Origin of the sequence: Streptomyces sp. NPDC051136 (assembly GCF_044455745.1) — a bacterium.
Lineage (GTDB): Bacteria > Actinomycetota > Actinomycetes > Streptomycetales > Streptomycetaceae > Streptomyces.
The window spans coordinates 638,558-661,884 of record NZ_JBITFE010000001.1 but is presented as its reverse complement, the minus strand read 5'-3'; the positions used below and the strand labels follow the sequence as shown (position 1 = coordinate 661,884).

Below are 23,327 nucleotides of genomic sequence, written 5' to 3'. Positions count from 1 at the left end.
GGCTCCTGCCGGACGGGCGGGCCGGCGCCCCTCCGGCCCCCCGTACTCCGTGTGGTCGCGGGTCACTCCTGCCGGGCAGTCGTCAGCCGTACGGCCGCGATAGCGGCGGGTCTGCCGGGGAACAGGGGTAGACATGCGCGCACTCGTCATCAACTGCACTCTCAAGCCGTCCCCCCAGCCGTCGAACACGGAGGCCCTCGCGGCCACCGTCATCGCGGCGCTCAAGGGGCACGGGGTGGAGGTGGACGTCGTACGCGCCGTCGACCTCGACCTCAAACCGGGCGTCGAAACCGACATGGGCGAAGGGGACGACTGGCCGGCCGTGCACGAGAAGGTGCTGGCCTCGCAGATCCTGGTGATCGCCTCGCCGACCTGGCTCGGCCGCCCCTCCTCCGTCGCCCAGCGGGTCCTGGAACGCATGGACGCCATGCTCGGCGAGACCGACGACGAGGGGCGGCCGATCGCCTACAACCGCGTCGCCGGTGTGCTCGTCACCGGCAACGAGGACGGCGCCCACCACGTCATCAGCGAGATCAGCGGCGGTCTCGCGGACATCGGCTACACCATTCCGGGCCAGGCCTGGACCTACTGGCACCTCGGCCCGGGCCCCGGCCCCGACTTCCTGGACGACCAGCGGGGGCACGACTGGTCGGTGTCCACCGGCCGGGCCATGGCGTCCAACCTGGTGCACGCGGCGCGCGCGCTGGGCGCGATGCCGCTGCCCGCCCCGCCGTCCTGATCCGGCACCGTCCGGGCATGTCTGCCGCAGCCGATTCGGGGCATTCGTCCACGAGCAACGACGTACGAAACGCATGAGGAGCTGAGGTCCGCCATGACGCACGACCTGACCCCGAAGTACACGGTCCCCGGCATCGAGCGCGAGGCCGCCGGACGGCTGATCGGTGTGCTGCGGTTGCGCCTGCACGCCCTCAACGACCTGCACCTGACCCTCAAGCACGTGCACTGGAACGTGGTGGGTCCGCACTTCATCGCCGTGCACGAGATGATCGACCCCCAGGTGGACCAGGTGCGCGAGATGGCCGACGACGTCGCGGAGCGCATCGCCGCGCTCGGCGGGGTGGCCCAGGGCACGCCCGGGTCGCTGGTGGCCGAGCGCAAGTGGGACGACTACTCCATCGGACGGGCGGACGCCATCGCCCACCTCGGCGCGCTGGACGTGGTGTACACGGGCGTGATCGAGGACATGCGCGCGGCGGTCGAGGAGGCCGGCAAGATCGATCCGGCCACCGAGGACCTCCTGATCGGCCAGCTCAGGGACCTGGAGCAGTTCCAGTGGTTCGTCCGGGCGCACCTGGAGAGCTCCGGCGGCACCCTGGCGACGGGCAGCGCGACGTCCGAGTCCGAGGCGGCGGCACGCGGCGCGGACGTCTCGTAGTCGCGTAGTCGCGCCGCCGGGTCGCGGGGCGGTGCCCCGGTCCCGCGACCCGGGCACGGCCCCGCGGGGGCTTCAGCGGCGGCCGAGGCGGCGTTCGCCGCGGCTGCCCGGCTCGTGGGGCAGGTGGTAGTGGGCGAAGACCGCGCCCTCGTCCTCGGCGGCCAGCTCACCGTCAGGATCGATCCCGGGCGCGTCCTTGACCAGCGACTTGTCGTAGGTCACCTTCAGGTACGACGGTCCCACAGTGGCCTTGTCCACGGGGACGAACACCAGCCGCCGACGCGTCGGCAGGCCGATCGTGACCGTGGCGAACGCCGGCCGGTCGGTGAGGGTGTCGAAGTAGATGGACTCCAGAGTCCCGATCTTGCGGCCGTCGTAGTCCACGACGTCGAGGCCGCGCCAGTCACGAATGTTCTCGGCTTCGAACATGATCAGTCATCCCTTTCCGAGGACGCGCTCACTGACGTGTTCCCCGCTTCGCCCGGCTGTCGCCTCCTTGTCCCCTCACCGGCGTACCGCGCTCCGGTCGGGATAAGCTGCCTGGCCGGAAGAGGTGCCCGGACGGCGGACGGGTGCCGGTGGAGCACCGAAGGGGATCGAGTGTGGATCGCACGGGTGCCACGGGTGGCCCGGCCTCCGTGGGGAGCGGTGCCGTACTGGACGTGGGTCCGCTGCCCGGCCGTCCCGGTATCCGGGCCAGCGGTGAGATCGGCGTGAGCACCCGGCGGTCCTGGGAGAGCGCCCTGACCGAACTGTCCCGGCGGCACACGGACGTCTCGTACGTGGAGCTGTCCGGCGTACGGTTCGTCGACGTGGCCGGGGTGACCGCGCTGGCCGTCACCGCCATGAACCTGCCCGCCGGCCGGTTCGTGGTGGAGCGGCCGCCCCCGCAGCTGGCGCGGGTCCTTAACCTGTTCTGGCCGTCCCTGCAGCGGATCGAGGTGGAGCCACGATGAGTACGGCGACCACCGACGGGACCTTCACCCATCCGGCGCTGTTCTACCGCTCGGGTGCCGAGTACGCCGACCGGACGGCAGCCTTCGTCCGGGAGGGACTGGCCGCGGGCGAACCCGTGGCGGTGGCCGTGCCGGGCTCCAACCTGGACCTGGTCCGGGCCGGGCTCGGCGCGGACGCGCGGGACGTCACCTTCCTGGACATGACCGAGGCCGGGCGCAATCCGGGGCGGATCATCCCGGGTGTGCTGAGGGCTTTCGCCGACCGTCACCCACGGGGACGGGTGCGGATCATCGGGGAGCCGGTGTGGGCCGGGCGCAGCACTGCGGAGTACCCGGCGTGCGCCCAGCACGAGGCGTTGATCAACGCGGCCTTCGCGGGCCGTGCCGTGACGATCCTGTGCCCCTACGACGAGACGACGCTGTCCGCGTCGGTCCTGGCGGACGCCCTGGTCACCCACCCGACGGTGATCGCCCAGGGGCGTGAGCGGGTCAGCGAGGCGTACGACTGGCACGCGGTCGTCACCCGCTACAACGAGCCGCTCACCGGTCCGCCCGACGCCGACCTCCTCGGCTTCGCGGCCGCGGAGCTGCCCGTTGTGCGGCACTTCGCGGTCGCCCGGGCCGCTTCGCTCGGGCTGGCCGGGCAGCGGCTGCAGGACCTGGAGCTGGCGGTGGCGGAGCTGACCACCAACAGCGTCGTCCACGGCGGCGGCGAGGGGAGACTGGCGGTGTGGACCGAGGCGGGACAGGTGGTCTGCGAGGTCCGCGACACGGGGCGGCTGACGGATCCCCTCGCCGGCCGCAGGCCGCCGGAGCGGGGACAGATCGGAGGACGCGGGCTGCTGCTCGTGCACCACGTCGCCGATCTGGTGCGGATGCACACGAGCGACGCGGGCACCACGATCCGCTTCTACCTGGGCGTCTGAGGACCGCCCTGGACCGCCGCCAAAAAATTTCTGCATACGGGGGCGTGTACGGCCTGAGCCGGGGTAAGCGATCGGGCGTCGGCCGACAAGGTGACAAGGACGACCGATCCACCGGGAGGGCACATCATGACGACGACGACCGCACGGGCCACCGAGCACGCCACTACGGCGGTGCCGGAGATCGCGGACCCGTCCAAGGTGGCGCCCAAGGACGCGCGGGAGTTGTCGAAGCTGTTCTTCGAGCAGCTGACGGTGCTGGAGGAGGGCACGCCCGAGTACCAGTACGCGCGCAACACGCTGATCGAGATGAACATGTCCCTGGTCCGCTTCGCGGCCGGCCGGTTCCGCAGCCGCGGCCCGGAGGAGATGGAGGACATCGTCCAGGTCGGCATGATCGGTCTGATCAAGGCCATCGACCGGTTCGAGTTGTCCCGCGAGGTCGAGTTCACCTCCTTCGCGGTGCCCTACATCGTCGGTGAGATCAAGCGGTTCTTCCGGGACACCTCCTGGGCGGTGCACGTGCCCCGGCGGCTGCAGGAGGCCCGCGTCCAGCTGGCCCGGGCCACCGAGGAGCTGCGCACCCGCCTGGGCCGCACCCCCACCACCCGCGAGCTGTCCGAGCTGATGAGCCTGCCCGAGGACGAGGTCGTCGAGGCCCGGCTGGCGGCCAACGGCTACAACTCCGCCTCCCTGGACGCGGCCATCAACGGCAGCGAGGACGGCGAGTCGGCCCTGGCCGACTTCATCGGCACCGAGGACACCGCGCTGGCCCTGGTGGACGACTTCCACGCCCTGGCCCCCATGATCGCCGAGCTGGACGAGCGCGACCGGCAGATCATCCACTGGCGGTTCGTCGAGGAACTCACCCAGAAGGACATCGGCGAGCGCCTCGGCGTCTCCCAGATGCACGTCTCCCGCCTGATCTCGCGGCTGCTGACCCGCCTGCGGGAAGGCATGCTCAGCACGAGCTGAGAGCGCGGTACGGCTCAGGCGGCGGTCGTCCTCTTCGGGCGGCCGCCGCTTTTGCCGAGTGCGTCGACGAGTTGCCGACGGCTCATCTTCGACCGGCCGGCGATGTCCCGTTCGGTGGCCAGCCGGTAGAGCTCGGCCTTGCTCAGCTCCCGCAGCTCGCCGGGGCCGGACGATGTGCGGCGGGAGGCGGCGGTGGCCTTCTTCCGCGCCGCGGGAGACTGGCCGGCGCCCGCTTCTCCGGCCTTGGACGACGCCCGTTCGCCGCCGCGGCCGCCGGGCCTGCCCGGCTTCTCGGTCCTGTCTGCCCGCTCTGCCTTCGCGTCCTTGCCCGCCTTCTTCGGCGTCCGCTTGCCCCCGGCGCCCTGTGCCTGTTCCAGGCTGCCGCGCAGGACCTCCATCAGGTCGACGACGTCGGTGGCCCTGGGTGCCTCCTCGGCGACGGCGACCTCCTGGCCCTCGGCCTTGGCCCGGACCAGTTCGCGGACCTTCTCCTGGTAGGTGTCGTGATAGCGGTCGGGTTCCCAGTCGCCGCTGAGGGCGTCGACGAGACGCAGCGCCATGTCCAGTTCCTTGCCGCGGCCCACCCGGTCCGACGGCAGTTCCGGCAGCTCCTCGACGGGGTCGCGCACCTCGTCGGCCCAGTGCAGGGTCTGGAGCAGCAGGACCCTGTCCTCGGCGCGCAGCGCGGTCAGGTACTGCCGGTTGCGCATGACGAAGGTGGCGACCCCCACCTTGCCCGTCTCGGCGAGGGCGGTGCGCAGCAGTTCGTAGACCTTGACGTACTCCTTGCCGCGCGGGGCGAGGTAGTAGGTACGGCCGAAGTAGACCGGGTCGATCCGGTCCAGGTCCACGAAGTCGGTGATCTCCAGGGTGCGGGAGCGTCCCGGTGCGATCTCGTCGAGCTCCTCGGGCTCCACGACGACGTACTCGCCCTCGCTCGCCTCGTAGCCCTTGACGATGTCGTCGGGACCGACCTCCTTGCCGGTGCGCTCGTTGACCCGCCGGTTGCGGATGCGGTCCGAGGTGCCGCGCTGCAACTGGTGGAAGCGGACCGTGTGCTCCTCGGTCGCCGTGAACAGTCCGACGGGCACCGAGACCAGCCCGAAGGTGATCACGCCCGTCCAGATCGCCCGTGCCATGCCGTCCGCTCCCTGTGTGCCGCCGCGTCCGCCCGGTCCCGTCCGCACCGCCGGGCCATGCCACGCTGCCACCCGGCCCGCGGCACCGCGCGCCGGACGGTGCACACGGGTGGGCCGCGGGACGACAGCGCGCGGAACGGCCGCGGCCGTTGTTCCCTGTGAGGTGCGGGACAGCCATCGCGCCCGCGCCTCGTGCCGTCCTCCCCGTCAGCAGGGGGGCCGGGCCGGGACCGAGTCGAACAGAGGGACGCGCCATGAGCTTTCGCCTGGAGCCGATCACCCGCGAGGAGCATCTGCGCTTCGTCACGGCCCGGCCTTCCGTGAGCCACCTGCAGGTCCCCTCCTGGGGTGATGTGAAGCCGGACTGGCGGGCGGAGAGCCTGGGCTGGTTCGATCAGGGCGGGAAGCTGGTGGGGGCCGGGCTGGTGCTGCTGCGGCCGCTGCCGAGGACGAAGCGGTACCTGGCCTATCTGCCCGAGGGACCGGTCATCGACTGGTCGGCGGAGGACCTGGGGCGGTGGCTGGAGCCGCTGACGACGTATCTCAGGGGCCGGGGCGCCTTCACGGTCCGGATGGGGCCTCCGGTGGTGGCGCGGCGCTGGAGTGCCGACGCGGTCAAGGCGGCGATCGCCGACCCGGGGGCACGGCGGCTGGGCGACGTGGAGGCCACGGTGCACGAGCCCGGGGCCGACGACATCGCCGAGCGGCTGCGCCGGATGGGCTGGCGGCGCACCGGGACGGGAGGCGAGGAGGGCTTCGCGGCGGGCCAGCCGCGCTACGTGTGCCAGGTACCGCTCGCGGGCCGGTCGCTGGAGCAAGTGCAGGGCGGCTTCAACCAGCAGTGGCGGCGGAACGTCAAGAAGGCCGAGAAGGCCGGCGTCAAGGTGGTCCGCGGCGACCAGGAGGACCTGCCCACGTTCTACGAGCTGTACGTCGAGACCGCGCGGCGGGACCGGTTCGTGCCGCGTCCCCTCGGCTACTTCCAGCGCATGTGGCAGGCGTTGACGGCCGAGGACCCGGACCGTATGCGCCTGTACCTCGCCCATCACGACGGGGAGGTGCTCGCCGCCGCCACGATGCTGACGGTCGGCGAACACGTCTGGTACTCGTACGGCGCGTCCACCAGCCGTCGGCGCGAGGTGCAGCCGAACAACGCCCTCCAGTGGCGGATGATGTGCGACGCCCATGAACGCGGAGCCGCCGTCTACGACTTCCGCGGCATCACCGACACCCTGGACGAGGACAACCACCTGCTGGGACTGCTCCGGTTCAAGGTGGGCGCGGGCGGGCAGGCCGTCGAGTACCTGGGCGAGTGGGAGTATCCGCTGAACCGGGTGCTGCACAAGGCGGTGGCCCTGTACATGGCGCGCCGCTGAGGAGCGCGCCGCGAGGGGGTGGGGATGGCACGACTGCTGGTGGTGCAGAACCACGGGGGCGGCGGGCCGGGCCGTTTCGGTGACTGGCTGGTCGCCCAGGGGGTGACCCTGGACGTGGTGCACGCCTACGCCGGTGCGCCGCTCCCCCGGCGTGCCGAGCACGACGGCGTTCTGGTGCTGGGCGGGGGTTACCTGCCCGACGACGACGTGCGCGCGCCCTGGCTCGCGCCCACCCGGGCCCTGGTCGCCGGGGCGGTGGACCGGGGCGCCCCGGTCTTCGGCATCTGCCTGGGCGGGCAGCTCCTCGCCCGGGTCGCGGGCGGCGAGGTGCGGGGCAGGCACGGCGAGCCGGAGGTCGGCAGCACGCCGTTGACGCTGCGGCCGGAGGCCCGGGCCGATCCGCTCTTTCGCGGACTGCCGGAGCGGGTCACGGCGGTCGAGCACCATGTGGACGCCGTCACCGCCCTGCCGCCCGGCGCCGCGTGGCTGATGACGAGCGAGCGGTGCCCGTACCAGGCGTTCCGGGTGGGCGAGCGGGCCTGGGGCGTGCAGTTCCACCCCGAGGCGGGGGCGGAGCGGGTGAGGTCGTGGGACGCGGGCCGGCTTCGGGCCCGGGGGCTGGATCCGGTGGAGCTGTCCCGGCGGGCGGAACTCGACGAACCCGCGGCGGAAGCCGTCTGGCGGGAGGTGGCCAGGCGCTTCGCCGCGGTCGTCGCCGGTTCGTGAGCTTCGGCCGAAGGCACCGCGAGGCTTCGGCCGAAGGCACCGCGGGGCTTCAGCCGAAGGCACCGCCGTCCGCGAAGGCCAGCTTGGCGAAGCGTTCGCCGATGAGGCGGTGGGTGGCGGCGTCCGGGTGGACGTTGTCCGGCAGCGGCAGCTCCGCCTCGTCGGCCTCGCCGTAGAGGTCGCGCCCGTCGAGGTAGTACAGGTGCTCGTCCTCGGCGGCCCGCTGCGCCACGATCCGGGACAGCTCCTCCCGGATGACGTTGAGGGTCAGTTTTCCGCTCGCGCGCTCCGCCGGGTCGCCCGTGGCGACGAACCGCAGCCGGTCGCCGGAGAAGTCGGGGGCGAGCGGGCCCGGGGTGTCCTCGTGCACGGGGCACAGGAGCGGTGACACCACCAGCAGCGGAGCGGTGGGGTGGCCTTCGCGGACGGTGTCCAGGAAGCCGTGCACCGCGGGACCGAAGGCGCGCAGCCGCATGACGTCGGCGTTGACCACGTTGATGCCGATCTTGACGCTGATCAGGTCCGCGGGGGTGTCGCGCATCGCCCGTGCGGTGAACGGGTCGAGCAGGGCGGCGCCGCCCAGGCCCAGGTTGACCAGTTCCACGCCGCCGAGACGGGCGGCGAGGGCCGGCCAGGTGGTGGTGGGGCCGGCGGCGTCGGAGCCGTGGCTGATGGAGCTGCCGTGGTGCAGCCAGACCCGGCGCCCGGGGTCGGACGCGGGTTCGACGGGGGCGTTGGTGCGCAGGGCGACCAGTTCGGTGGTCTCGTTGTGCGGCAGCCAGATCTCGATGTCCTTGTCGCCCTCGGGCAGGTCCGCGAAGCGCAGGGTGCCGGGCGGACCGGGCTCGACGTCCGCCGTGCCGGCGGCCATGTCGATGGTCAGGGTGTCGCCGCCCGTGACACTGGCCCGGCCCGCCGGGCGGCCGTCGACGAGCAGTTCGTAGACGGCGTCCGGGCGTGGCGGGGCGCCGACGTAGACGCGCTTGGTGGGCAGCGTGTCCAGTTCGAGGGCGGTGGCGCGGGTGCGCAGGGCCAGGCGCACGCCCGAGGGCTGCGACTCGGCCATGGCGAGCTGGCCGTCGGTGTTCTGCGCCCGGGCCCGGGCGGGCAGCCGGTGGGGCAGCAGGCCGCGCTCGGTGCGCTCCAGGTCGAGGGCGCCCCGGAACAGGTCCCGGGTGAGGGGCGTGCTGATCCAGCCGTCCTTGGTGTGCATGTCGCCCTCCGCAGTGGTGCGTCCCGCCGTTCACTTCTTCTTCCTTCACCGATTGTGCACTCACCTAATTGAACTAGGCAAATTCCTTATCGCCGTAGCATCTCCTCCGTCCCCACCCGCCTCCCGCGGGCCCGGTCCCGGTCGCGGCCCGGCCGGAGTGACCGTAGACAGGAGGCATGAGCGCAGGCAGCGAGGGGACCGGCAACGGCATGTCGCCACCTCACCTGGTCACGTTCGGGCACGGCACCGCGGGACGCGCGGAACTGGCCGGACTGTGGTGGACATCAGGACGGCGCCCGGCAGCCGCCGCGACCCCGACCTGCTGCGGGAACGCCTGGCCCGGTGGATGCCCCAGGAGGGTCTCGCCTACCGGTGGGAGCGGCGTCTGGGCGGTTTCCGCAAGCCGGCGCCCGACTCCCCCGACGTCGTCTGGCGCAACGCCTCCTTCCGGGCGTACGCCGGACACACCCGGTCGCCCGAGTTCGTCGCCGCCATGGACGAACTGCTGGCGCAGACGGCACAGGAGCGCACCGCGGTCATGTGCGGCGAGGCCGTGTGGTGGCGGTGCCACCGGCGCCTCGTCGCCGACTTCGCCGTGCTCGCCCGCGGTACCGCGGCGGACCACCTGATGCACGACGGCCGGCTGACGGCCCACTCCCCCACTCCCGGCGCCCGCCTGCGGGCGGACGGCCTGCTCGTCTACGACGACGAGGAGGCGGCGGCGAAGTCGTCCGCACCGGCCTCGGGGCGGTCGTAGCGCATCACGGGGCGGTAGTGAGGCGGTCGTAGCGGTCGCGGCGGGGACGGAGAGGGCGGCCCCGGAGACGGACACGGAGACGGAGGGTCATGCGGCGCAAGGGAGCGCGGTCCGGTGAGACGGGCGGCCGGGACGCGGAGGCGGTCGAGCAGGTCCTGGACGAGCTCTACGCCACGCCCCCGCCGGCCTTCGTCTCGCGCCGTGAGGAAGGCGCCGCGGCCGCGCGGACCGACGGGCGCAAGGAGGACGCCCGCCGCATCCACGCCGCCCGCCGGCCCACCCTCGCCGCCTGGGCGGCGAACCTGCTGACCCGAGCCCGGCCGGAGGAGACCCGGCGTTTTCTGGAACTGGGGCAGGCACTGCGCGAAGCGCACCGCAGCCTGGACGCCGCCGGGCTCAGGGAACTGTCGGCACAGCGCCGACGTGTCGTCACCGCCCTCTCCGCACAGGCCGCACAGCTCGCCGGCGAGGCCGGGCACCGCCTCTCACAGGCGGCCCAGCGGGAGGTCGAGTCCACCCTGCGCGCGGTCCTCGCCGACCCGGACGCGGCCGGACAGTGGGCCGGGGGGCGTCTCGAGGTGTCCCTCACCCCGCCGTCGGTCTTTCCCTCGGGCGCCGCCCCGGCGGCACCGGCCCGGACGGAACGCGAACCGGCGCCCCGCCCGACGCCCCACCGCGCCCCGTCCGGCACCCGCGCGAAGGACGAACTGGCCGAACGGCGCCGCAAGCGGCAGGAGGAACTCGCGCGGGCCGAACGGGAGGCCGCCGATGCCGAGCGTCACTTGCGGGACGCACGCGCGGAACAGGCGGACGCGGAGGAGTCACTGCGCGGGGCCGACGACGAACTGGCCCGCCTCCGGGAGTCGGTGGCCGCCGCCGAGGAGCGGCTGCGCACGGCGCGGGAGGACCTCGGCCGGGCCGAAGGGGACCGGCGGGAGGCCGAGGAGCGGGGCCGTACGGCCGCGCACGCGGTGGCCGAGGCCGAGCGGGAGGCGCGGGCGAGTGCGCGACGGGTGGAGCGGCTGGCCGGCCGGGTCAGGTAATACGGCTCGTCCGATTGAGTACCCGTACTCATGAGGTGCTTCCCCCCGCCGGGGGACGCTTGCCGCACCAGTCGCCTTCAGGGAGTCAACCGTGCGCACCGTTCTTCGAGTTCACCGGCCGTCGGCCACCCGAACCTTTCCCGCCACGCGGTCCGTCCGCGGTCTCGTCCTGGCCTGCGTCGCCGCGGCGGCCGTCCTGACCGGCTGCTCCATGGAGGAGGCCACCTGCGGCGGCGGCGAGTACCCGGTCCTTTCCGTCGGCGGGACCGGCTCGGCCTGTGCGCCCAACGGCGAGGAACCGCCCGAGGGTTACACCCGCTACCCCGAGGGGAAGGTCCCGGAGCACGTCGGCGACAAGTGGGACACCTACTGGCAGACACACACCGTCGACGAGAAGGGGAAGATCGTGGAGGTGCCCGAGGGCAGGTGACCGACACTCTCCGCGGTCCGAACACACGCACGAGGTTGCGGTGGCACATCCCACGCGGACGGCCATACGTGGTATACCGACTCGGCAGCGAACAGGCCGCCAACCAGGGTTGTACGCCAGCCTTCACGGCCGCGAACCAAGGAGAGTCCACACCATGTCCGAGAGCACGATGCAGTCCGCCACGGAACTGGCGTCGCAGTACAGCGTCCGGGTGACCGACGACCTGGAGCGCAACGTCAAGGAGCAGGAACGTGTCAGCACGGAGATCACGGCTCTCCAGCAGCAACTGGCCGCGTTGCAGCACGACCACGCCCTGCTGGTGAACATGCAGCAGGCACTCGGCATCACCTCGCCGCCCCGTCCCGCGCCCTCGCCGGAGACCGCACCGGAGACCGAGGCGGCCGGCGTGCCGGCGCCGCGCGACGGTGCCGCCACGAAGCCGGCCGCGGGCAGCCGGACGCGGAGCAGGAAGGCCGGCTCCGCTCCCAAGCGTGGCGCCGCCGCGAAGCCGGGTGCCAAGCAGGCCTCGAAGCCGGCGGCGAAGAAGGCCACCAGGTCGACCGCCGCCTCCGCGAACGGGGCCGCCGCCGGCGCACCCGCCGGGACGACCGCCGAGGCATCCACCGAGGCACCCGCGAAGAAGACCGCCGAGGCGGCGGCCGCCGGCAAGACCGGAAAGTCGCCGCGCAAGCCGACCGCCAAGCCCGCCGCCAAGTCCCCGGCGAAGGCGGCGAAGAAGGCGCCGGCGCGGGAGGCCGCCCGGCCCACGCTGGTGGAGCTGGTACGCGAGCACCTCGCCGGGCAGCGGGAACCGCGCTCCGCCGCCGAGGTCGCCGCGGCCCTGGGGCAGGCCCACTCCGGACGCACCGTCAAGAACACGGTCGTGCGCACCACGCTCGAGGGACTCGTCGCCAAGAACCAGGCGCAGCGCAGCAAGCAGGGCACCTCGGTCTACTACACCGCCACCGACGCCACCGCACCCGCGCCGGAGCAGGACGCGGCGAACGAGGGGTCCGCGCAGAGCGGCAGCTGAGCGGTCACCGGACCACCCCGGTACCGTCGCGCCGCGCGGCGGGCGGCGAACGGGGTGAGTATCGGTGGATGGGTTTCGTCCTGCCGGTGCTCTTCGCACTCCTCGCGGCGTTCAGCAACGCGCTGGCCACCGTGCTCCAGCGACGCGCCGCGCTGAGCGTGCCGCAGTCCCAGGGGTTCCGCCCCGGGCTCGTTCTCGACCTGTTGCGGCGGCCGGTGTGGCTCGGGGGCATGCTGGCCGTCGTGGTGGCAGGCGTGGGGCAGGCGGTGGCGCTGGCGACCGGGCCGCTGTCACTCGTACAGCCCTTGTTCGTGCTGGAGCTTCCGCTGGCGCTGCTGCTCGCCTCGCTGCTGACCGGGACCCGGTTGCCGGAGGCCATGTGGCTGGCCGTGGGCGGGGTCGTCGTGGGGCTCGGTGTCGCGCTGGCCTCGGCCGCTCCGGACGGCGGAGAGGCCGACGTGCCGCTGGACCGCTGGGTGCCGGCGCTGGCGGCCTGCGCCGGGGCGGCCGTGCTGCTGGCGGCGGCGGGCCTGAGGCGGCCGGTCGGCAAGGCCCGCGCCGGTTGTCTCGGCGCGGCCACGGCGGTGTGCTACGCGCTGACGGCGGCTCTGATGAAGGACTCCATGCGGGTCCTGGACGCCGACGGCGTGGTGGGCTTCTTCACCGCCTGGCAGACCTACGGCTTCGCCCTGGCCGGGGTGTGCGCCGTACTCCTGCTGGAGCACGCCATGCAGGGCGGGCCGCTCGTCGCCTCCCAGCCGGCCCTCACCCTCGGCGACGCGACGGTGAGTCTGCTGCTCGGCGTGGTCCTGTACCGGGAGGACGTGCGCGGCCACTGGTGGGTGGTGCCGCAACTGCTCGGGGTGGCGCTGATCGTCGTCGGCGTCCTCCACCTGGCCCGGCGGGGCGTGGACCTGCGCACCGCGCAGTGAGCCTCCGGTGGAGGCCCGCACCCGCGTGGGCGCGAGCCGGGCCGGCGGACACGTCACGCGGCGGCGCGCACCGCGTGACGTGTCCGCCGGTGCGCGACCCCGGCTTCCGACCGTGTCGCCCTCCGGTCCCGTCCGCCTCCTGCCGCGTCGGCTTCCCGCCTCAGCGGCAGAACCCGTACGCCTGCTCCAGCCACCGGTGCAGCGCGGTGTGCACACTGCCGGGAAGCACGCTGAGCTGCGCGATGGCGGCGCGGTCCCCGGCGGAGGGTGCGATGCCGGCCGCGGTGAGCAGGGCGAGCAGGTCGAGTCGGCGCAGGTCGACGGGGTCGACGCGGCAGGGGACGCGCTCGGCGGGGTGGGGAATGCGCTGGGCGGGGTCGGGTGGCTGGAGCAGGAAGTCACCCCGGGTGTCGCAGGCGCGTGAGCGCGTCGGGGCGGCGGCGGTCGGAGCAGTCGTCGGGTGCATACCGCGGTCCTCCACTGATGGGTTCGCCCGGCTGGGTCGCCATTCTCGACGGCATGAGACACCGCGGCGACGACGGTGGTTGCGGACCGTCCCGAGGACCACACGGGGGATGCAATCGGCGGCTTGTCGCACGAACCGGGCGGCCTCGCGGAGGCCCGGGCCGGCGTCCCCGGGATGCCGGTCACTGCTCCGTACGAGTGGTGCGTTCCCGAAGGCGGTCGTACGGTCGTCGGACGGGACATGCGGGACGCGGAGACAGGCGCCCCCCAGACGGCCGGGAGCAGACATGGGCAGGAACCCGATGAGGGCAGCGGTCACACTCTGTGCCGCGGCCGCGCTGGCAGTACCCCTGGGCGCGGCCTCGGCCGCACCGTCGGCGCCGTCGGCGGCACGCACCCAGCAGACGGAGGATCCGGCGCTGGTCGACTGCTCCGGGCAGCCGCAGATCGGCCCCGAGTCGTACGTGCTCGCCTGCGGTGACGGGAACAGCCGCCTGGTGTCCCTGCGCTGGTACCGCTGGGACCCGGAGGCCGCCGTGGGGCGGGGCACGAACGCCGTCAACGACTGCGACCCGTACTGCGCAGCGGGCGCCTTCCACTCGTATCCGGTGACGGTGCGGCTCGACCAGCCGACGGGCGGGGGCGAGGGCGGCGGCGAGCGGCACTTCACCCGGATCACCCTCACCTACACCGACGGCAGGCCCGACGGGTCTCCCCGTACGGTGACCCTGCCGCTGCCCGGCTGACGGGCCGGCCGGGTCGGTCCGGCAGCACGAGCCGGCAGGCGTCGCCCGGGCTCAGTCCGGCAGCACGAGCCGGCAGGCGTCGCCCGGCTGGAGGCGCACCTCGCGGTCCGGGAGCCGCACGTCGATGGGCAGCGGGCCGGCCGCGGGCACGGCGATCTCCAGCCGTCCGTGCTCCAGCCGGAAGCGCACGCCCCAGTGGCCCTGGTAGCGGACGGAGAAGCCGTACGAGGACAGCTCGGGCAGCGGCACCGGGTCCAGCCAGAGGGCGCCCGCGCGGGTCTCCAGGCCGGTCAGGCCTCGCTGGACGAGGTCCAGGGTGCCCGCCATGGCACCGAGGTGGATGCCCTCGCCGGTGGTGCCGCCCTGGAGGTCGGCGACGTCGCCCTTGAGTGCCTCGTGGAAGTAGGACCAGGCCTCGGCGCGGCGGGCGCGGGCCAGGATCCAGCCGTGGACGAGTCCGCTGAGGGTGGAGCCGTGGCTGGTGCGGGCCAGGTAGTGGTCGACGGTGCGCTGCCAGGTCAGTTCGTCGAGGCGGTATCCCAAGCGGCTGAACAGTGAGCGCAGTTCGGCCGGGGAGAACAGGTAGCCGAGCATGAGGACGTCGGCCTGCTTGGATGCCTGGTAGTTGTTGACGCTGTCGTTCTCGGCCTCCAGGACGCGGTCGAGGCGGCGGATGTCGCCGTACCGCTCGCGGTAGCCCGCCCAGTCGAGTTCGGCCAGCTCGCCGTACCCCTCGAACTGGCTGACGACGCCGTCGTGGAAGGGGACGTGGAGGGTGCGGGAGACGCTGTCCCACTGTTCCAGTTCCGCGGCGTCCAGGGCGGTCCGTTCGACGAGTTCGCGGCGCCGGGGTTCGGGCAGGTCGGCGAGGACGTCGAGGGTGCGGGAGAGGACCCAGGCGGCCGTGACGTTGGTGTACGCGTTGTCGTCCAGGCCCGGCCGGGCGGCGCCCGGGTAGGCCTCGTGGTACTCGTCGGGGCCGACGACGCCCCGGATGCGGTGCCGGCCGAGCCGTTCGTCCCAGGTGGCGGAGTCGGCCCAGAAGCGGGCGATCTGCAGCAGCATCTCGGCGCCCTTGGTGTGCAGGAACTCGGCGTCCCCGCTGGCCTCGCAGTACTGCCACACGTTGTACGCGATGGCGGAGCCGACGTGGTGCTGGAGGTGCGAGTGGTCGGGGAGCCAGCGCCCCGAGCGGGGGTTGAGGTGCAGTTGCTGGGTCTCCTCGCGGCCGTCGCTGCCGCTCTGCCAGGGGTAGAGCGCGCCGCGTCTGCCGATCGCGCGGGCCGCGGAGCGTGCCCTCTCCAGGCGGCGGTGCCGGTAGTGCAGCAGGGCGCGGGACACCTCGGGGAAGTGCAGGTTCAGGTAGGGCAGGACGAACAGTTCGTCCCAGAAGACGTGGCCGCGGTAGGCCTCCCCGTGCAGTCCGCGCGCCGGCACGCCCACGTCGAGGTCGGCGGTGTGCGGGGACAGGGTCTGCAGCACGTGGAAGAGGTGCAGGCGCAGGATGCTGCCCGCCTCGCCGGGGACCTCCAGCTCGGCGCGGCGCCACAACTGACCCCAGGCGGTGCGGTGGGAGACGAGCAGGTCGTCGAAGCCGGGAGCCTCCGCCACCCGGTCCACGGCGGCCTGGAGCGGGTCGCTGATCGCGGGGTCGCGCGAGGTGTGCAGGGCGACGACCTTGTCGACGGAGGCGGTGCGGCCCGGTTCGGCGCGCAATGTCGTGCGCTGGGTGACGCACAGGTGCTCGCGCGCCGCGCTGACCGGAGCGCCGGCGGTGGTGCGGGCGGCCAGGCCGATCCGGATGTCCGAGGTGCGGGTCCGGCAGCGCAGCCACACGGTGTCGTCGGCGGCGCTGCCGGTGTGCACGTGGACGAGGTGGCGGCCCTCCAGGTCCCGGTAGCGGGGCACCCCGGAGTTGGTGACGCCGCCGTCGAGGGCCGCCTCCACCTCCAGGTCGACGGGGCCGCCCTCGGTGGTGAACTCGGTGCGCAGGGCGGCGAGGTGGGGGTCGGCCATGTGCACCAGGCGCAGCTGGCGCACGGAGAGCACGCGGTCTTCGCCGAGCCCGAAGCTGGTGCGGCGCTCCAGCACGCCCGAGTCCAGGTGCACGGTCTGCCGGTGGTCGAGCACCTCGGCGGTGTCCGGGGTGAGCCAGTCCCCGCCGGCGGGTCTGAAGCGCAGCGGCAGCCAGTTCGGAAGGTTGACGACGTCTTCGTTCTCCACCTCCCGACCCGAGACGGTGGAGGTGAGGCGGTTGTAGCAGCCGGCGGCATAGGTGCCCGGGTAGTGGGTGTCGTCGGCGGCGCACTCGGGCAGGGCGCCGCGGGTGGCGAAGTAGCCGTTGCCGAGGGTGCACAGGGATTCGCGCAGCCGCTCCTCCGCGGCGTCGTAGTGGTCGTAGTCCCAGGTCGACGGGGTCGCGGTCACCGCGAGCCGTTCCAGGTCCAGTCGGCGACCTCGGGCAGGTCCACGCCGTGCTCGCGGATGTGGGCGTGGTGCCGCTGCCGGACGTCCTCCATCCGCTGCCGTACGGCGGCCGCGCGCACGGCGAGTCCTGGTACTCGGTCGATGACGTCCATGACCAGCCGGTAGCGGTCCAGGTCGTTGCCGACCACCATGTCGAACGGCGTGGTGGTGGTCCCGATCTCCTTGTAGCCGCGCACGTGCAGGTGGGCGTGGCCGGTGCGCCGGTAGGCGAGCCGGTGGATCAGCCAGGGGTAGCCGTGGTAGGCGAAGATCACCGGTTTGTCGGCGGTGAACAGGCCGTCGTACTCGAAGTCGCTCATGCCGTGCGGGTGTTCCCCGCTCGGCAGCAGGCGGGCGATGTCGACGACGTTGACCACGCGCACGGCGAGGTCGGGCAGGTGGTCCCGGATCAGCTGGGCGGCGGCCAGGATCTCCTGGGTCGGGACGTCGCCCGCGCAGGCGAGCACCACGTCGGGTTCCCCGGTGCCGTCCTCGGTCCCGGCCCAGTCCCAGATGCCGGCGCCTCGCGCGCAGTGCGTCCGGGCCTCCTCCATGGTCAGCCAGTCGAAGCAGGGCTGCTTGCCGGCGACGACGACGTTGACGTAGTCGCGGCTGCGCAGGGCGTGGTCGGCCACCGAGAGCAGGGTGTTGGCGTCCGGCGGCAGGTAGACCCGCACGGCCTCGGGGCTCTTGTTGAGGATGTGGTCGACGAAGCCCGGGTCCTGGTGGGAGAAGCCGTTGTGGTCCTGGCGCCACACGTGCGAGGTGAGCAGGTAGTTGAGGGAGGCGATGGGGGCGCGCCAGGGCAGGCGGCGGGTGACGCGCAGCCATTTGACGTGCTGGTTGACCATCGAGTCGACGATGTGGACGAAGGCCTCGTAGCAGGAGAACAGTCCGTGCCGGCCGGTGAGCAGATAGCCCTCCAGCCAGCCCTGGCAGGTGTGTTCGGAGAGGATCTCCATCACCCGGCCGTGCCGGTCGAGGTCCTCGTCGACGGGCAGCGTCCCTCCCTGCCAGGCCTTGCCGCTGGCGGCGTAGACGGCCTGGAGGCGGTTGGAGGCGGTCTCGTCGGGGCCTACGAGCCGGAAGTCGCGCCGGTCGCCGGTGGCCTCCATGACGTCCCGGAGCAGGTCGCCGAGGACCCGGGTGGGCTCATGGGTGCTCGTGCCGGGGCCGTCGACCGGGACGGCGTACTTCTCCAGCGGCGGCATGGGCAGCTCGCGCAGGAGGAGGCCGCCGTTGGCGTAGGGCGTGGCGCCCAGGCGGCGCGGTCCTTCGGGCACGGCGGCGAGGACGGCGGGCCGGGGTGCCCCGGCGTCGTCGAACAGCTCCTCGGGCCGGTAGGAGCGCAGCCACTGCTCCAGTTGCGCGAGGTGCTCCGGGTCGGTCCGTACGGCGGGCAGGGGCACCTGGTGGGCGCGCCAGGTGTTCTCCACGGGTACTCCGTCGACCTCGGAGGGACCGGTCCAGCCCTTGGGGGTGCGCAGGACGATCACCGGCCAGCGGGGGCGGCCGGTGGCCCCCTCCTCGCGGGCGGCGCGCTGGATCGCGGCGATGCGGTCCAGGGCGGTGTCCATGGCGCGGGCCATGGCGCGGTGGACGGCGGCCGGGTCGTCGCCGGTGACGTGGATCGGGTCGTGGCCGTAGCCGCACAGCAGTTCGTCCAGCTCGGTCTCGGGGAGACGGGCGAGGACCGTAGGGTTGGCGATCTTGTAGCCGTTGAGGTGCAGGATCGGCAGGACGGCGCCGTCGTGCACCGGGTCGAGGAACTTGTTGGAGTGCCAGGACGTCGCCAGCGGGCCGGTCTCCGCCTCGCCGTCGCCGATCACGCAGGCGACCGTGAGGTCCGGGTGGTCGAAGGCGGCGCCGTAGGCGTGCGAGAGCGCGTAGCCCAGCTCGCCGCCCTCGTGGATCGAGCCCGGCGTCTCGGGCGCGACGTGGCTCGGTACGCCGCCGGGGAACGAGAACTGCCTGAACAGCCGGGCCATGCCGGCCGCGTCCCGGGTGATGTCCGGGTAGGTCTCGGTGTACGAGCCCTCCAGCCAGGCGTTGGCCAGCACGGCGGGCCCGCCGTGGCCGGGGCCCCAGACGCACAGGGCGTCGAGGTCACGGGCCCTGATGACCCGGTTGAGGTGGGTGTGGACCAGGTTGAGGCCGGGTGAGGTGCCCCAGTGGCCGAGCAGGCGCGGCTTGACGTGCTCGGGGCGCAGGGGTTCGGCCAGCAGGGGGTTGGCCATCAGGTAGATCTGGCCGACGGCGAGGTAGTTCGCGGCGCGCCAGTGGGCGTCCAGGCCCGCGAGTTCCTCGTCGGTGAGCTCGGTGGGCGCCTGCTGCGTGTCGGCGGACATCGCTGGTCCTTCCGTGTCGGGACAGCCGGTCGGGGCGCGCGGGCACGGGGTGCCCGTGCACATCCCAACCCTGCGCCGACCGGGCGGGTACCCGAGAGGGCCGTTCGGGTCACGTGGTGTTCCGGACGAGTCGCAGGGCGCGGCCCGCGCCCGGTGGCGGGCGTCGGTGCGTGACGGCGGGCAGCACGGCCGTCACCGGCGCCGACCCCGGTGTCGACCGCGCTGGGCAGCGTGTACCCCAACTTCCTGTCACTACACAGTGGTTGTGTGCACCGGGCGGCGGACCTCCGCGGCGGCAGGACGGCGGCCCACCCGATACCGTCCGACGCCGGCCACCCGCGACGCAGGGATACCCCCCTGGGTATCTGTTACGGTGGCGGGACGGAGAAATACCCCGGGGGGTAATCGGAAAGGTGAGCGCGCCGTGTTCTTTGTCGACGTCCTGGAGACCGAGTCGCTGGGCAACCGCGGCTACCTGGCGGGCGGATCCCGCTCGGCCGTGGTGGTGGACCCGCCGCGGGACGTCGACCGCGTCATCGCCGCGGCCGCCCGGCGCGGGGTGCGGATCACCGCCGTCGCCGAGACCCACGTCCACAACGACTACGTCACCGGCGGCCCGGAGCTGGCCCGCCTCACCGGCGCGCGCTATCTGGTGCCGGCCGGGGCAGAGGTGGCGTACGCGCGCGTGGCGGTGGCCGACGGCGACGTGGAACCGGTCGACGAGGAGCTGGAGCTGCGCGCGGTGGCCACGCCGGGACACACCCCGCACCACACCTCGTACGTCCTCCGGCGGGCGGGGCGGGCCGTGGCCGCCTTCACCGGCGGTTCGCTGCTGATCGGCACCGTGGGGCGGCCCGACCTCGTGGAGCCGCGGCTGACCGAGGAACTGGCCCGCGCCCAGCACGCCTCCGCGCACCGCCTCGCCGACCAGCTCGACGACGACGTGAGGGTGCTCCCCACACACGGCTTCGGCAGCTTCTGCTCCTCCTCGGCCTCCGGCGGCGAACACAGCACCGTCGGCGCCGAGAAGGCGGCCAATCCGGCACTCCTCCAGGATGTGGAGAGCTTCGTCCGGGAGCTGCTGGCGGGACTGGACGACGTGCCCGCCTACTACGCCCACATGGCGCCGGTGAACAGCGACGGCCCCGCTCCCGTGGACCTGAGCGAACCCCGCCGCGCGGACGCGGACGAGATAGCCCGGCGTCTCGCCGCCGGCGAGTGGGTCGTGGACCTGCGCTCCCGGGTGGCCTTCGCCGCCGGTCACGTCGCCGGGTCGCTCAACTTCGAGGTCGACGGACAGCTCGCCACCTACCTGGCCTGGATGATCCCGTGGGGCAGGCCGGTGACGCTGCTGGCGCGCAGCGCGGACGACCTGTCCCGGGCCCAGCGCGAGCTGGCCCGGGTGGGCATCGACCGGCCGGCCGCGGCGGCGGTGGGCTCCCCGGCCGACTGGGTGGTGGACGGGGACCGGCCGGCCTCGTTCCGCCGTGCCACGTTCGCGGAGCTGGCCGATGCACGGCGGGACGGCGAGGACGTGGTCGTCGTCGACGTGCGCCGGGCGGCCGAACGCGCCGACGGATGGGTCCGGGGCAGCGTGCACCTGCCCGTCCACGAGATCCGGGACCGCCTGGACGAAGTGCCGCCCGGCACCGTGTGGGTGCACTGCGCGGGCGGGATGCGCGCGGCGGTGGCCGCGTCCGTGCTGGACGCCGCCGGCCGAGAGGTGGTCGCGGTCGACGACGGTTTCGCCGCGGCGGCCGAGGCCGGTCTCCCGCTCGTGACGCCCTCGGGCGACGCCGCCGCATGACGCCGCTGATCCTCGCCCTGTTCGCCGGGGCCGTGGCCGGTGCGTCCCTGGGCGCGCTGGGTGCGGGCGGCAGCATCCTCACCGTGCCCGCGCTCGTCTACCTGCTCGGCTTCACCCCGGCGGCGGCGACCACCGCGAGCCTGGCCGTCGTGATCGTCACGTCGGTCACCGCGCTGGTGGCCCACGCCAGGGCGGGAGCCGTGCGGTGGCGGGCCGGGCTGCTGTTCGCGGCGGCGGGTGTGCTGCCGGCCGCCGGGGCCGGGGCCCTGTCGGCGCGCATTCCGGGGGCGGTACTGACGCTGCTGTTCGCGGCCCTGGCCGCGCTGGCCGGCCTGCACATGCTGGGCCGGCGCGCGCCACGGGCCGAGGGCACCGTTTCGGGGGCGCGTGCGGTCGGGGCCGGGGCCGGTCTCGGTGCCGTGACCGGGTTCCTCGGAGTCGGCGGCGGCTTCCTCGCGGTGCCCGCGCTGGTGACGGTGCTGGCCGTGCCGATGGACGCGGCGGTGGGTACGAGCCTGCTGGTGGTCGGCGCCAACGCGCTGGTGGCCCTCGCCGGCCGGGCGTACACCGCCGTGCACCTGGACCTCGCGTTGCTCCTGCCGTTCCTCGCGGCCGCGGTCCTCGGCGCGTGGGACGGCAGGCGGCTGGCCGCACGGGTCTCCCCGCAGACGCTGCGGCGCGTCTTCGGCGCGGTGCTCCTGGGCGTGGCCCTGGCGATGGGCGCGGCGTCGGTCCTGTGATCCCGTACCACGCCCGGTGGACGTCAGGCCAGGGAGAGGAAGAGCTTCTCCAGCCGGGCCCGCATCTGCGCCGAGTCCCGGACCTCCGGGTCGTCACTGGTCATGCACTGCTGCAACCCCGTGGCGATGATCGAGAAACCGGCCCGGTCCAGGGCGCGGGAGACGGCGGCGAGCTGGGTGACCACGTCCTCGCAGTCGCGGCCCTCCTCGATCATCCGGATGACGCCGGCGAGCTGCCCCTGGGCGCGCCGCAGCCGGTTCAGCGCCGACTTGAGCTCGTCGGCCGACATGTCGAGTTCCATGCCTCTTCCTCTCCTCCGCCCGGTCGCACCCGGCGCCTCACCGAGCCCATATACCCCCGCGGGTATCCTACCGTGCGGGGGGAGAACAACGAGAAAGGTTCCACCCCGTGATCAACCCCGTCGAACCCGACACCACCCCGAACGCCACGATCCCGGCCGCCACGACTCCGGCCGCCGTGGCCATAGGAGAAGCGGCGACCCGCCTGTCCGAGTTCACCGTCGTCGACGTCCGCTCCCCCGGCGAGTACGCCGGCGGCCACCTGCCCGGTGCGTACAACGTGCCGCTGGAACGCCTCGACCAGGCGGCCGACGCCCTGACGGCGGCCGCCGCGCGTGGACCGCTGCTGCTCGTGTGCGCCTCCGGCAACCGGTCCGCCAGGGGCTGCGCGCGACTGGCGGCGCGGGGCGTCGAGGCGGCCACTCTCGACGGCGGCACGACCGGCTGGACCGCGGCCGGTCACCCTGTCGAGCGTTCGGCCGGGGCACGGGCGCCCTGGCCCATGGACCGGCAGGTGCGCCTGGCGGCCGGGTCGCTGGTGGCCGCCGGTTTCGTGGCGGGCCGGTTCTGGCGGCCCGCGCACTGGCTGTCCGGAGCGATCGGCGCGGGACTGGTCTTCTCCGGGATCACCGGCACCTGCGGCATGGCAGCCGCGCTGGCCCGGCTGCCTCACAACCGGCCCGCCCCCGGCGCCGTGCCCTTCGAGGAGACGCTGACGCGCCTGGCGGCCTGAGGCCGCGCCGCGCCGCGCCGGTGACGACGGGCGCCGACCCTTTTCCAGGGTCGGGGCCCGTCAATTTTGCATGACGTGCATCTTTGCATACCATGCAACTTATGTCGGAGAAGAGTGCCGCGGGGGGCGGTCTGCGGGAGCGGAAGAAGCGGGCCACACGGGCCGCTCTGGCCGAGGCCGCGGTACGGCTCGCCGCCGAACACGGGGCGGAGAAGGTCACCGTCGAGGCGATCAGCGCCACGGCCGGGGTGTCCGTGCGCACTTTCTTCAACTACTTCGACAGCCGCGACGACGCCTTCGTGGTCATCGACGCGGACGCGGGCGCACGCATGCGGCGTGCCGTCCTCGAAGCACCGGCCGAACTCTCCCCGCTGGCGGCCCTGCGCGAGGCCATGGCGGCGGAGCTGGCCGAGGCGGAGCAGCAGCACGAGCTGTGGCGGCTGCACGCCGAGGTCCTGCACGCCTCGCCGCACCTCCTGGCGCGCGGCGTCGGGGCCCACATGGCGGCCGAGGCGGACCTCGCCGACGCCATCGCCGAACGCCTGCGCGGGGCCGGCGGCACGAGCGGCACAGGGCCCGGGGCGGAGGCCGGATCCGGGCTCTACCCGCGGCTGCTGGCCGCGGTGGCGGGCGCCGCGGTGCGCACCAGTGTGGACCACTGGTCCGCCCACCAGGAGGAAGCCGCCTTCCTCGACGTCTTCCACGAGGTGTTCACCCTCCTCGCCGCCGGTCTCCCGGCGCCCCCCGCGTAGCCTCGGCGCCGCACCGCGCGTCCCATCAGACCACCACCGAAAGAGAAGTCGTGACCGCTACCCAGGCGCCC

Annotated in this window: 23 protein-coding genes and 1 pseudogene; 17 read left to right on the top strand and 7 right to left on the bottom strand. The window is 73.5% G+C overall.

Features of this window, described 5'->3' with window-relative positions; genetic code table 11:
* The first annotated feature begins 133 nt into the window (after nucleotides 1-133).
* Nucleotides 134-739 (top strand): flavodoxin family protein, encoded by a 606-nt coding sequence (locus ACIBCJ_RS02900; protein WP_362107996.1) that lies wholly within the window; start codon nucleotides 134-136, stop codon nucleotides 737-739.
* Between the two features lie 93 nt (nucleotides 740-832).
* Nucleotides 833-1,396, top strand: a complete 564-nt coding sequence (locus tag ACIBCJ_RS02895) for a Dps family protein (protein ID WP_133884787.1) — start codon at nucleotides 833-835, stop codon at nucleotides 1,394-1,396.
* Nucleotides 1,397-1,468: 72 nt separating this feature from the next.
* On the opposite strand, the gene ACIBCJ_RS02890 is transcribed toward ACIBCJ_RS02895, so the two are convergent.
* On the bottom strand, nucleotides 1,469-1,825 hold the full coding sequence (locus ACIBCJ_RS02890) for a PRC-barrel domain-containing protein (protein ID WP_003978264.1): 357 nt from the start codon (nucleotides 1,823-1,825) through the stop codon (nucleotides 1,469-1,471).
* 173 nt (nucleotides 1,826-1,998) lie between these two features.
* Between ACIBCJ_RS02890 and ACIBCJ_RS02885 the strand changes: the two genes are divergently transcribed.
* From ACIBCJ_RS02885 to ACIBCJ_RS02875, 3 genes are all read left to right on the top strand, one after another.
* Nucleotides 1,999-2,352 carry an STAS domain-containing protein gene (locus ACIBCJ_RS02885; RefSeq protein WP_365978685.1) on the top strand — a complete coding sequence of 118 codons (354 nt, stop codon included), beginning with the start codon at nucleotides 1,999-2,001 and terminating at the stop codon, nucleotides 2,350-2,352.
* Nucleotides 2,349-3,278 carry an anti-sigma factor RsbA family regulatory protein gene (locus ACIBCJ_RS02880; RefSeq protein ID WP_365978686.1) on the top strand — a complete coding sequence of 310 codons (930 nt, stop codon included), beginning with the start codon at nucleotides 2,349-2,351 and terminating at the stop codon, nucleotides 3,276-3,278. Before ACIBCJ_RS02885 ends, ACIBCJ_RS02880 begins: the two co-directional genes overlap by 4 nt.
* A gap of 126 nt (nucleotides 3,279-3,404) precedes the next feature.
* Nucleotides 3,405-4,250: an RNA polymerase sigma factor SigF gene (locus ACIBCJ_RS02875; RefSeq protein ID WP_365978687.1), complete on the top strand. Its 846-nt coding sequence runs from the start codon at nucleotides 3,405-3,407 to the stop codon at nucleotides 4,248-4,250.
* A gap of 14 nt (nucleotides 4,251-4,264) precedes the next feature.
* Here ACIBCJ_RS02875 and ACIBCJ_RS02870 read toward each other — a convergent pair whose 3' ends face one another.
* The gene (locus ACIBCJ_RS02870) at nucleotides 4,265-5,389 is read right to left on the bottom strand and encodes a Ku protein (protein ID WP_365978688.1); all 1,125 of its coding nucleotides are present in this window, start codon (nucleotides 5,387-5,389) and stop codon (nucleotides 4,265-4,267) included.
* Between the two features lie 254 nt (nucleotides 5,390-5,643).
* Here ACIBCJ_RS02870 and ACIBCJ_RS02865 point away from each other — a divergent pair, with 254 nt between their 5' ends.
* Together ACIBCJ_RS02865 and ACIBCJ_RS02860 are read left to right on the top strand one after the other, a co-directional pair.
* The gene (locus tag ACIBCJ_RS02865; RefSeq protein WP_365978689.1) at nucleotides 5,644-6,765 is read left to right on the top strand and encodes a peptidoglycan bridge formation glycyltransferase FemA/FemB family protein; all 1,122 of its coding nucleotides are present in this window, start codon (nucleotides 5,644-5,646) and stop codon (nucleotides 6,763-6,765) included.
* 24 nt (nucleotides 6,766-6,789) lie between these two features.
* On the top strand, nucleotides 6,790-7,491 hold the full coding sequence (locus ACIBCJ_RS02860) for a type 1 glutamine amidotransferase (protein WP_362513494.1): 702 nt from the start codon (nucleotides 6,790-6,792) through the stop codon (nucleotides 7,489-7,491).
* A 49-nt stretch (nucleotides 7,492-7,540) separates the two neighbouring features.
* On the opposite strand, the gene ACIBCJ_RS02855 is transcribed toward ACIBCJ_RS02860, so the two are convergent.
* Complete coding sequence (locus ACIBCJ_RS02855; protein WP_365978690.1) at nucleotides 7,541-8,704, bottom strand: GDSL-type esterase/lipase family protein; 1,164 nt, start codon at nucleotides 8,702-8,704, stop codon at nucleotides 7,541-7,543.
* A gap of 209 nt (nucleotides 8,705-8,913) precedes the next feature.
* On the opposite strand from ACIBCJ_RS02855, the pseudogene ACIBCJ_RS02850 reads away from it, so the two are divergent.
* The 5 genes and pseudogenes from ACIBCJ_RS02850 to ACIBCJ_RS02830 all read left to right on the top strand — a co-directional run bounded on the left by ACIBCJ_RS02850 (nucleotide 8,914) and on the right by ACIBCJ_RS02830 (nucleotide 12,899).
* Nucleotides 8,914-9,461 (top strand): annotated as a pseudogene (locus ACIBCJ_RS02850) (DUF488 family protein).
* 89 nt (nucleotides 9,462-9,550) lie between these two features.
* Nucleotides 9,551-10,504 (top strand): hypothetical protein, encoded by a 954-nt coding sequence (locus tag ACIBCJ_RS02845; RefSeq protein WP_365978691.1) that lies wholly within the window; start codon nucleotides 9,551-9,553, stop codon nucleotides 10,502-10,504.
* A 91-nt stretch (nucleotides 10,505-10,595) separates the two neighbouring features.
* Nucleotides 10,596-10,934, top strand: coding sequence for an SCO0607 family lipoprotein (locus tag ACIBCJ_RS02840; RefSeq protein ID WP_399281664.1), 339 nt, complete (start codon nucleotides 10,596-10,598; stop codon nucleotides 10,932-10,934).
* 154 nt (nucleotides 10,935-11,088) lie between these two features.
* On the top strand, nucleotides 11,089-11,967 hold the full coding sequence (locus ACIBCJ_RS02835) for a hypothetical protein (protein WP_365978692.1): 879 nt from the start codon (nucleotides 11,089-11,091) through the stop codon (nucleotides 11,965-11,967).
* A gap of 68 nt (nucleotides 11,968-12,035) precedes the next feature.
* Nucleotides 12,036-12,899, top strand: coding sequence for a DMT family transporter (locus tag ACIBCJ_RS02830; protein ID WP_362107667.1), 864 nt, complete (start codon nucleotides 12,036-12,038; stop codon nucleotides 12,897-12,899).
* Between the two features lie 160 nt (nucleotides 12,900-13,059).
* Here ACIBCJ_RS02830 and ACIBCJ_RS02825 read toward each other — a convergent pair whose 3' ends face one another.
* Nucleotides 13,060-13,365: a hypothetical protein gene (locus tag ACIBCJ_RS02825; RefSeq protein ID WP_362107662.1), complete on the bottom strand. Its 306-nt coding sequence runs from the start codon at nucleotides 13,363-13,365 to the stop codon at nucleotides 13,060-13,062.
* A gap of 286 nt (nucleotides 13,366-13,651) precedes the next feature.
* Here ACIBCJ_RS02825 and ACIBCJ_RS02820 point away from each other — a divergent pair, with 286 nt between their 5' ends.
* Nucleotides 13,652-14,110: a hypothetical protein gene (locus tag ACIBCJ_RS02820; protein WP_365978693.1), complete on the top strand. Its 459-nt coding sequence runs from the start codon at nucleotides 13,652-13,654 to the stop codon at nucleotides 14,108-14,110.
* A gap of 51 nt (nucleotides 14,111-14,161) precedes the next feature.
* Here ACIBCJ_RS02820 and ACIBCJ_RS02815 read toward each other — a convergent pair whose 3' ends face one another.
* Together ACIBCJ_RS02815 and ACIBCJ_RS02810 are read right to left on the bottom strand one after the other, a co-directional pair.
* The gene (locus ACIBCJ_RS02815; RefSeq protein WP_365978694.1) at nucleotides 14,162-16,537 is read right to left on the bottom strand and encodes a glycosyl hydrolase family 65 protein; all 2,376 of its coding nucleotides are present in this window, start codon (nucleotides 16,535-16,537) and stop codon (nucleotides 14,162-14,164) included.
* Complete coding sequence (locus ACIBCJ_RS02810) at nucleotides 16,534-18,924, bottom strand: phosphoketolase family protein (RefSeq protein WP_362513513.1); 2,391 nt, start codon at nucleotides 18,922-18,924, stop codon at nucleotides 16,534-16,536. The genes ACIBCJ_RS02815 and ACIBCJ_RS02810 overlap by 4 nt, the downstream gene beginning before the upstream one ends.
* Before the next feature lie 424 nt (nucleotides 18,925-19,348).
* On the opposite strand from ACIBCJ_RS02810, the gene ACIBCJ_RS02805 reads away from it, so the two are divergent.
* Together ACIBCJ_RS02805 and ACIBCJ_RS02800 are read left to right on the top strand one after the other, a co-directional pair.
* A complete protein-coding gene (locus tag ACIBCJ_RS02805; protein ID WP_365978695.1) occupies nucleotides 19,349-20,731 on the top strand; it encodes an MBL fold metallo-hydrolase in 1,383 nt (460 codons plus the stop codon).
* Complete coding sequence (locus ACIBCJ_RS02800; protein ID WP_365978696.1) at nucleotides 20,728-21,471, top strand: sulfite exporter TauE/SafE family protein; 744 nt, start codon at nucleotides 20,728-20,730, stop codon at nucleotides 21,469-21,471. The genes ACIBCJ_RS02805 and ACIBCJ_RS02800 overlap by 4 nt, the downstream gene beginning before the upstream one ends.
* Before the next feature lie 23 nt (nucleotides 21,472-21,494).
* Here ACIBCJ_RS02800 and ACIBCJ_RS02795 read toward each other — a convergent pair whose 3' ends face one another.
* Nucleotides 21,495-21,773 (bottom strand): metal-sensitive transcriptional regulator, encoded by a 279-nt coding sequence (locus ACIBCJ_RS02795; protein ID WP_003978241.1) that lies wholly within the window; start codon nucleotides 21,771-21,773, stop codon nucleotides 21,495-21,497.
* A gap of 110 nt (nucleotides 21,774-21,883) precedes the next feature.
* Between ACIBCJ_RS02795 and ACIBCJ_RS02790 the strand changes: the two genes are divergently transcribed.
* Nucleotides 21,884-22,504 carry a rhodanese-like domain-containing protein gene (locus ACIBCJ_RS02790; protein WP_399281857.1) on the top strand — a complete coding sequence of 207 codons (621 nt, stop codon included), beginning with the start codon at nucleotides 21,884-21,886 and terminating at the stop codon, nucleotides 22,502-22,504.
* A gap of 92 nt (nucleotides 22,505-22,596) precedes the next feature.
* Nucleotides 22,597-23,256 carry a helix-turn-helix domain-containing protein gene (locus tag ACIBCJ_RS02785; protein WP_362107643.1) on the top strand — a complete coding sequence of 220 codons (660 nt, stop codon included), beginning with the start codon at nucleotides 22,597-22,599 and terminating at the stop codon, nucleotides 23,254-23,256.
* Nucleotides 23,257-23,327 lie beyond the last annotated feature (71 nt).

Excerpts from the sequence above, each read along its gene's own strand:
- ACIBCJ_RS02825 (WP_362107662.1), bottom strand. The coding sequence starts at position 13,365 with ATGCACCCGACGACTGCTCCGACCGCCGCCGCCCCGACGCGCTCACGC.
- ACIBCJ_RS02880 (WP_365978686.1), top strand. The coding sequence starts at position 2,349 with ATGAGTACGGCGACCACCGACGGGACCTTCACCCATCCGGCGCTGTTC.
- ACIBCJ_RS02810 (WP_362513513.1), bottom strand. The coding sequence starts at position 18,924 with ATGTCCGCCGACACGCAGCAGGCGCCCACCGAGCTCACCGACGAGGAA.
- ACIBCJ_RS02835 (WP_365978692.1), top strand. The coding sequence starts at position 11,089 with ATGTCCGAGAGCACGATGCAGTCCGCCACGGAACTGGCGTCGCAGTAC.
- ACIBCJ_RS02845 (WP_365978691.1), top strand. The coding sequence starts at position 9,551 with ATGCGGCGCAAGGGAGCGCGGTCCGGTGAGACGGGCGGCCGGGACGCG.
- ACIBCJ_RS02820 (WP_365978693.1), top strand. The coding sequence starts at position 13,652 with ATGGGCAGGAACCCGATGAGGGCAGCGGTCACACTCTGTGCCGCGGCC.
- ACIBCJ_RS02855 (WP_365978690.1), bottom strand. The coding sequence starts at position 8,704 with ATGCACACCAAGGACGGCTGGATCAGCACGCCCCTCACCCGGGACCTG.
- ACIBCJ_RS02875 (WP_365978687.1), top strand. The coding sequence starts at position 3,405 with ATGACGACGACGACCGCACGGGCCACCGAGCACGCCACTACGGCGGTG.
- ACIBCJ_RS02900 (WP_362107996.1), top strand. The coding sequence starts at position 134 with ATGCGCGCACTCGTCATCAACTGCACTCTCAAGCCGTCCCCCCAGCCG.
- ACIBCJ_RS02865 (WP_365978689.1), top strand. The coding sequence starts at position 5,644 with ATGAGCTTTCGCCTGGAGCCGATCACCCGCGAGGAGCATCTGCGCTTC.
- ACIBCJ_RS02870 (WP_365978688.1), bottom strand. The coding sequence starts at position 5,389 with ATGGCACGGGCGATCTGGACGGGCGTGATCACCTTCGGGCTGGTCTCG.
- ACIBCJ_RS02890 (WP_003978264.1), bottom strand. The coding sequence starts at position 1,825 with ATGTTCGAAGCCGAGAACATTCGTGACTGGCGCGGCCTCGACGTCGTG.
- ACIBCJ_RS02795 (WP_003978241.1), bottom strand. The coding sequence starts at position 21,773 with ATGGAACTCGACATGTCGGCCGACGAGCTCAAGTCGGCGCTGAACCGG.
- ACIBCJ_RS02800 (WP_365978696.1), top strand. The coding sequence starts at position 20,728 with ATGACGCCGCTGATCCTCGCCCTGTTCGCCGGGGCCGTGGCCGGTGCG.
- ACIBCJ_RS02830 (WP_362107667.1), top strand. The coding sequence starts at position 12,036 with ATGGGTTTCGTCCTGCCGGTGCTCTTCGCACTCCTCGCGGCGTTCAGC.
- ACIBCJ_RS02860 (WP_362513494.1), top strand. The coding sequence starts at position 6,790 with ATGGCACGACTGCTGGTGGTGCAGAACCACGGGGGCGGCGGGCCGGGC.
- ACIBCJ_RS02785 (WP_362107643.1), top strand. The coding sequence starts at position 22,597 with ATGCAACTTATGTCGGAGAAGAGTGCCGCGGGGGGCGGTCTGCGGGAG.
- ACIBCJ_RS02895 (WP_133884787.1), top strand. The coding sequence starts at position 833 with ATGACGCACGACCTGACCCCGAAGTACACGGTCCCCGGCATCGAGCGC.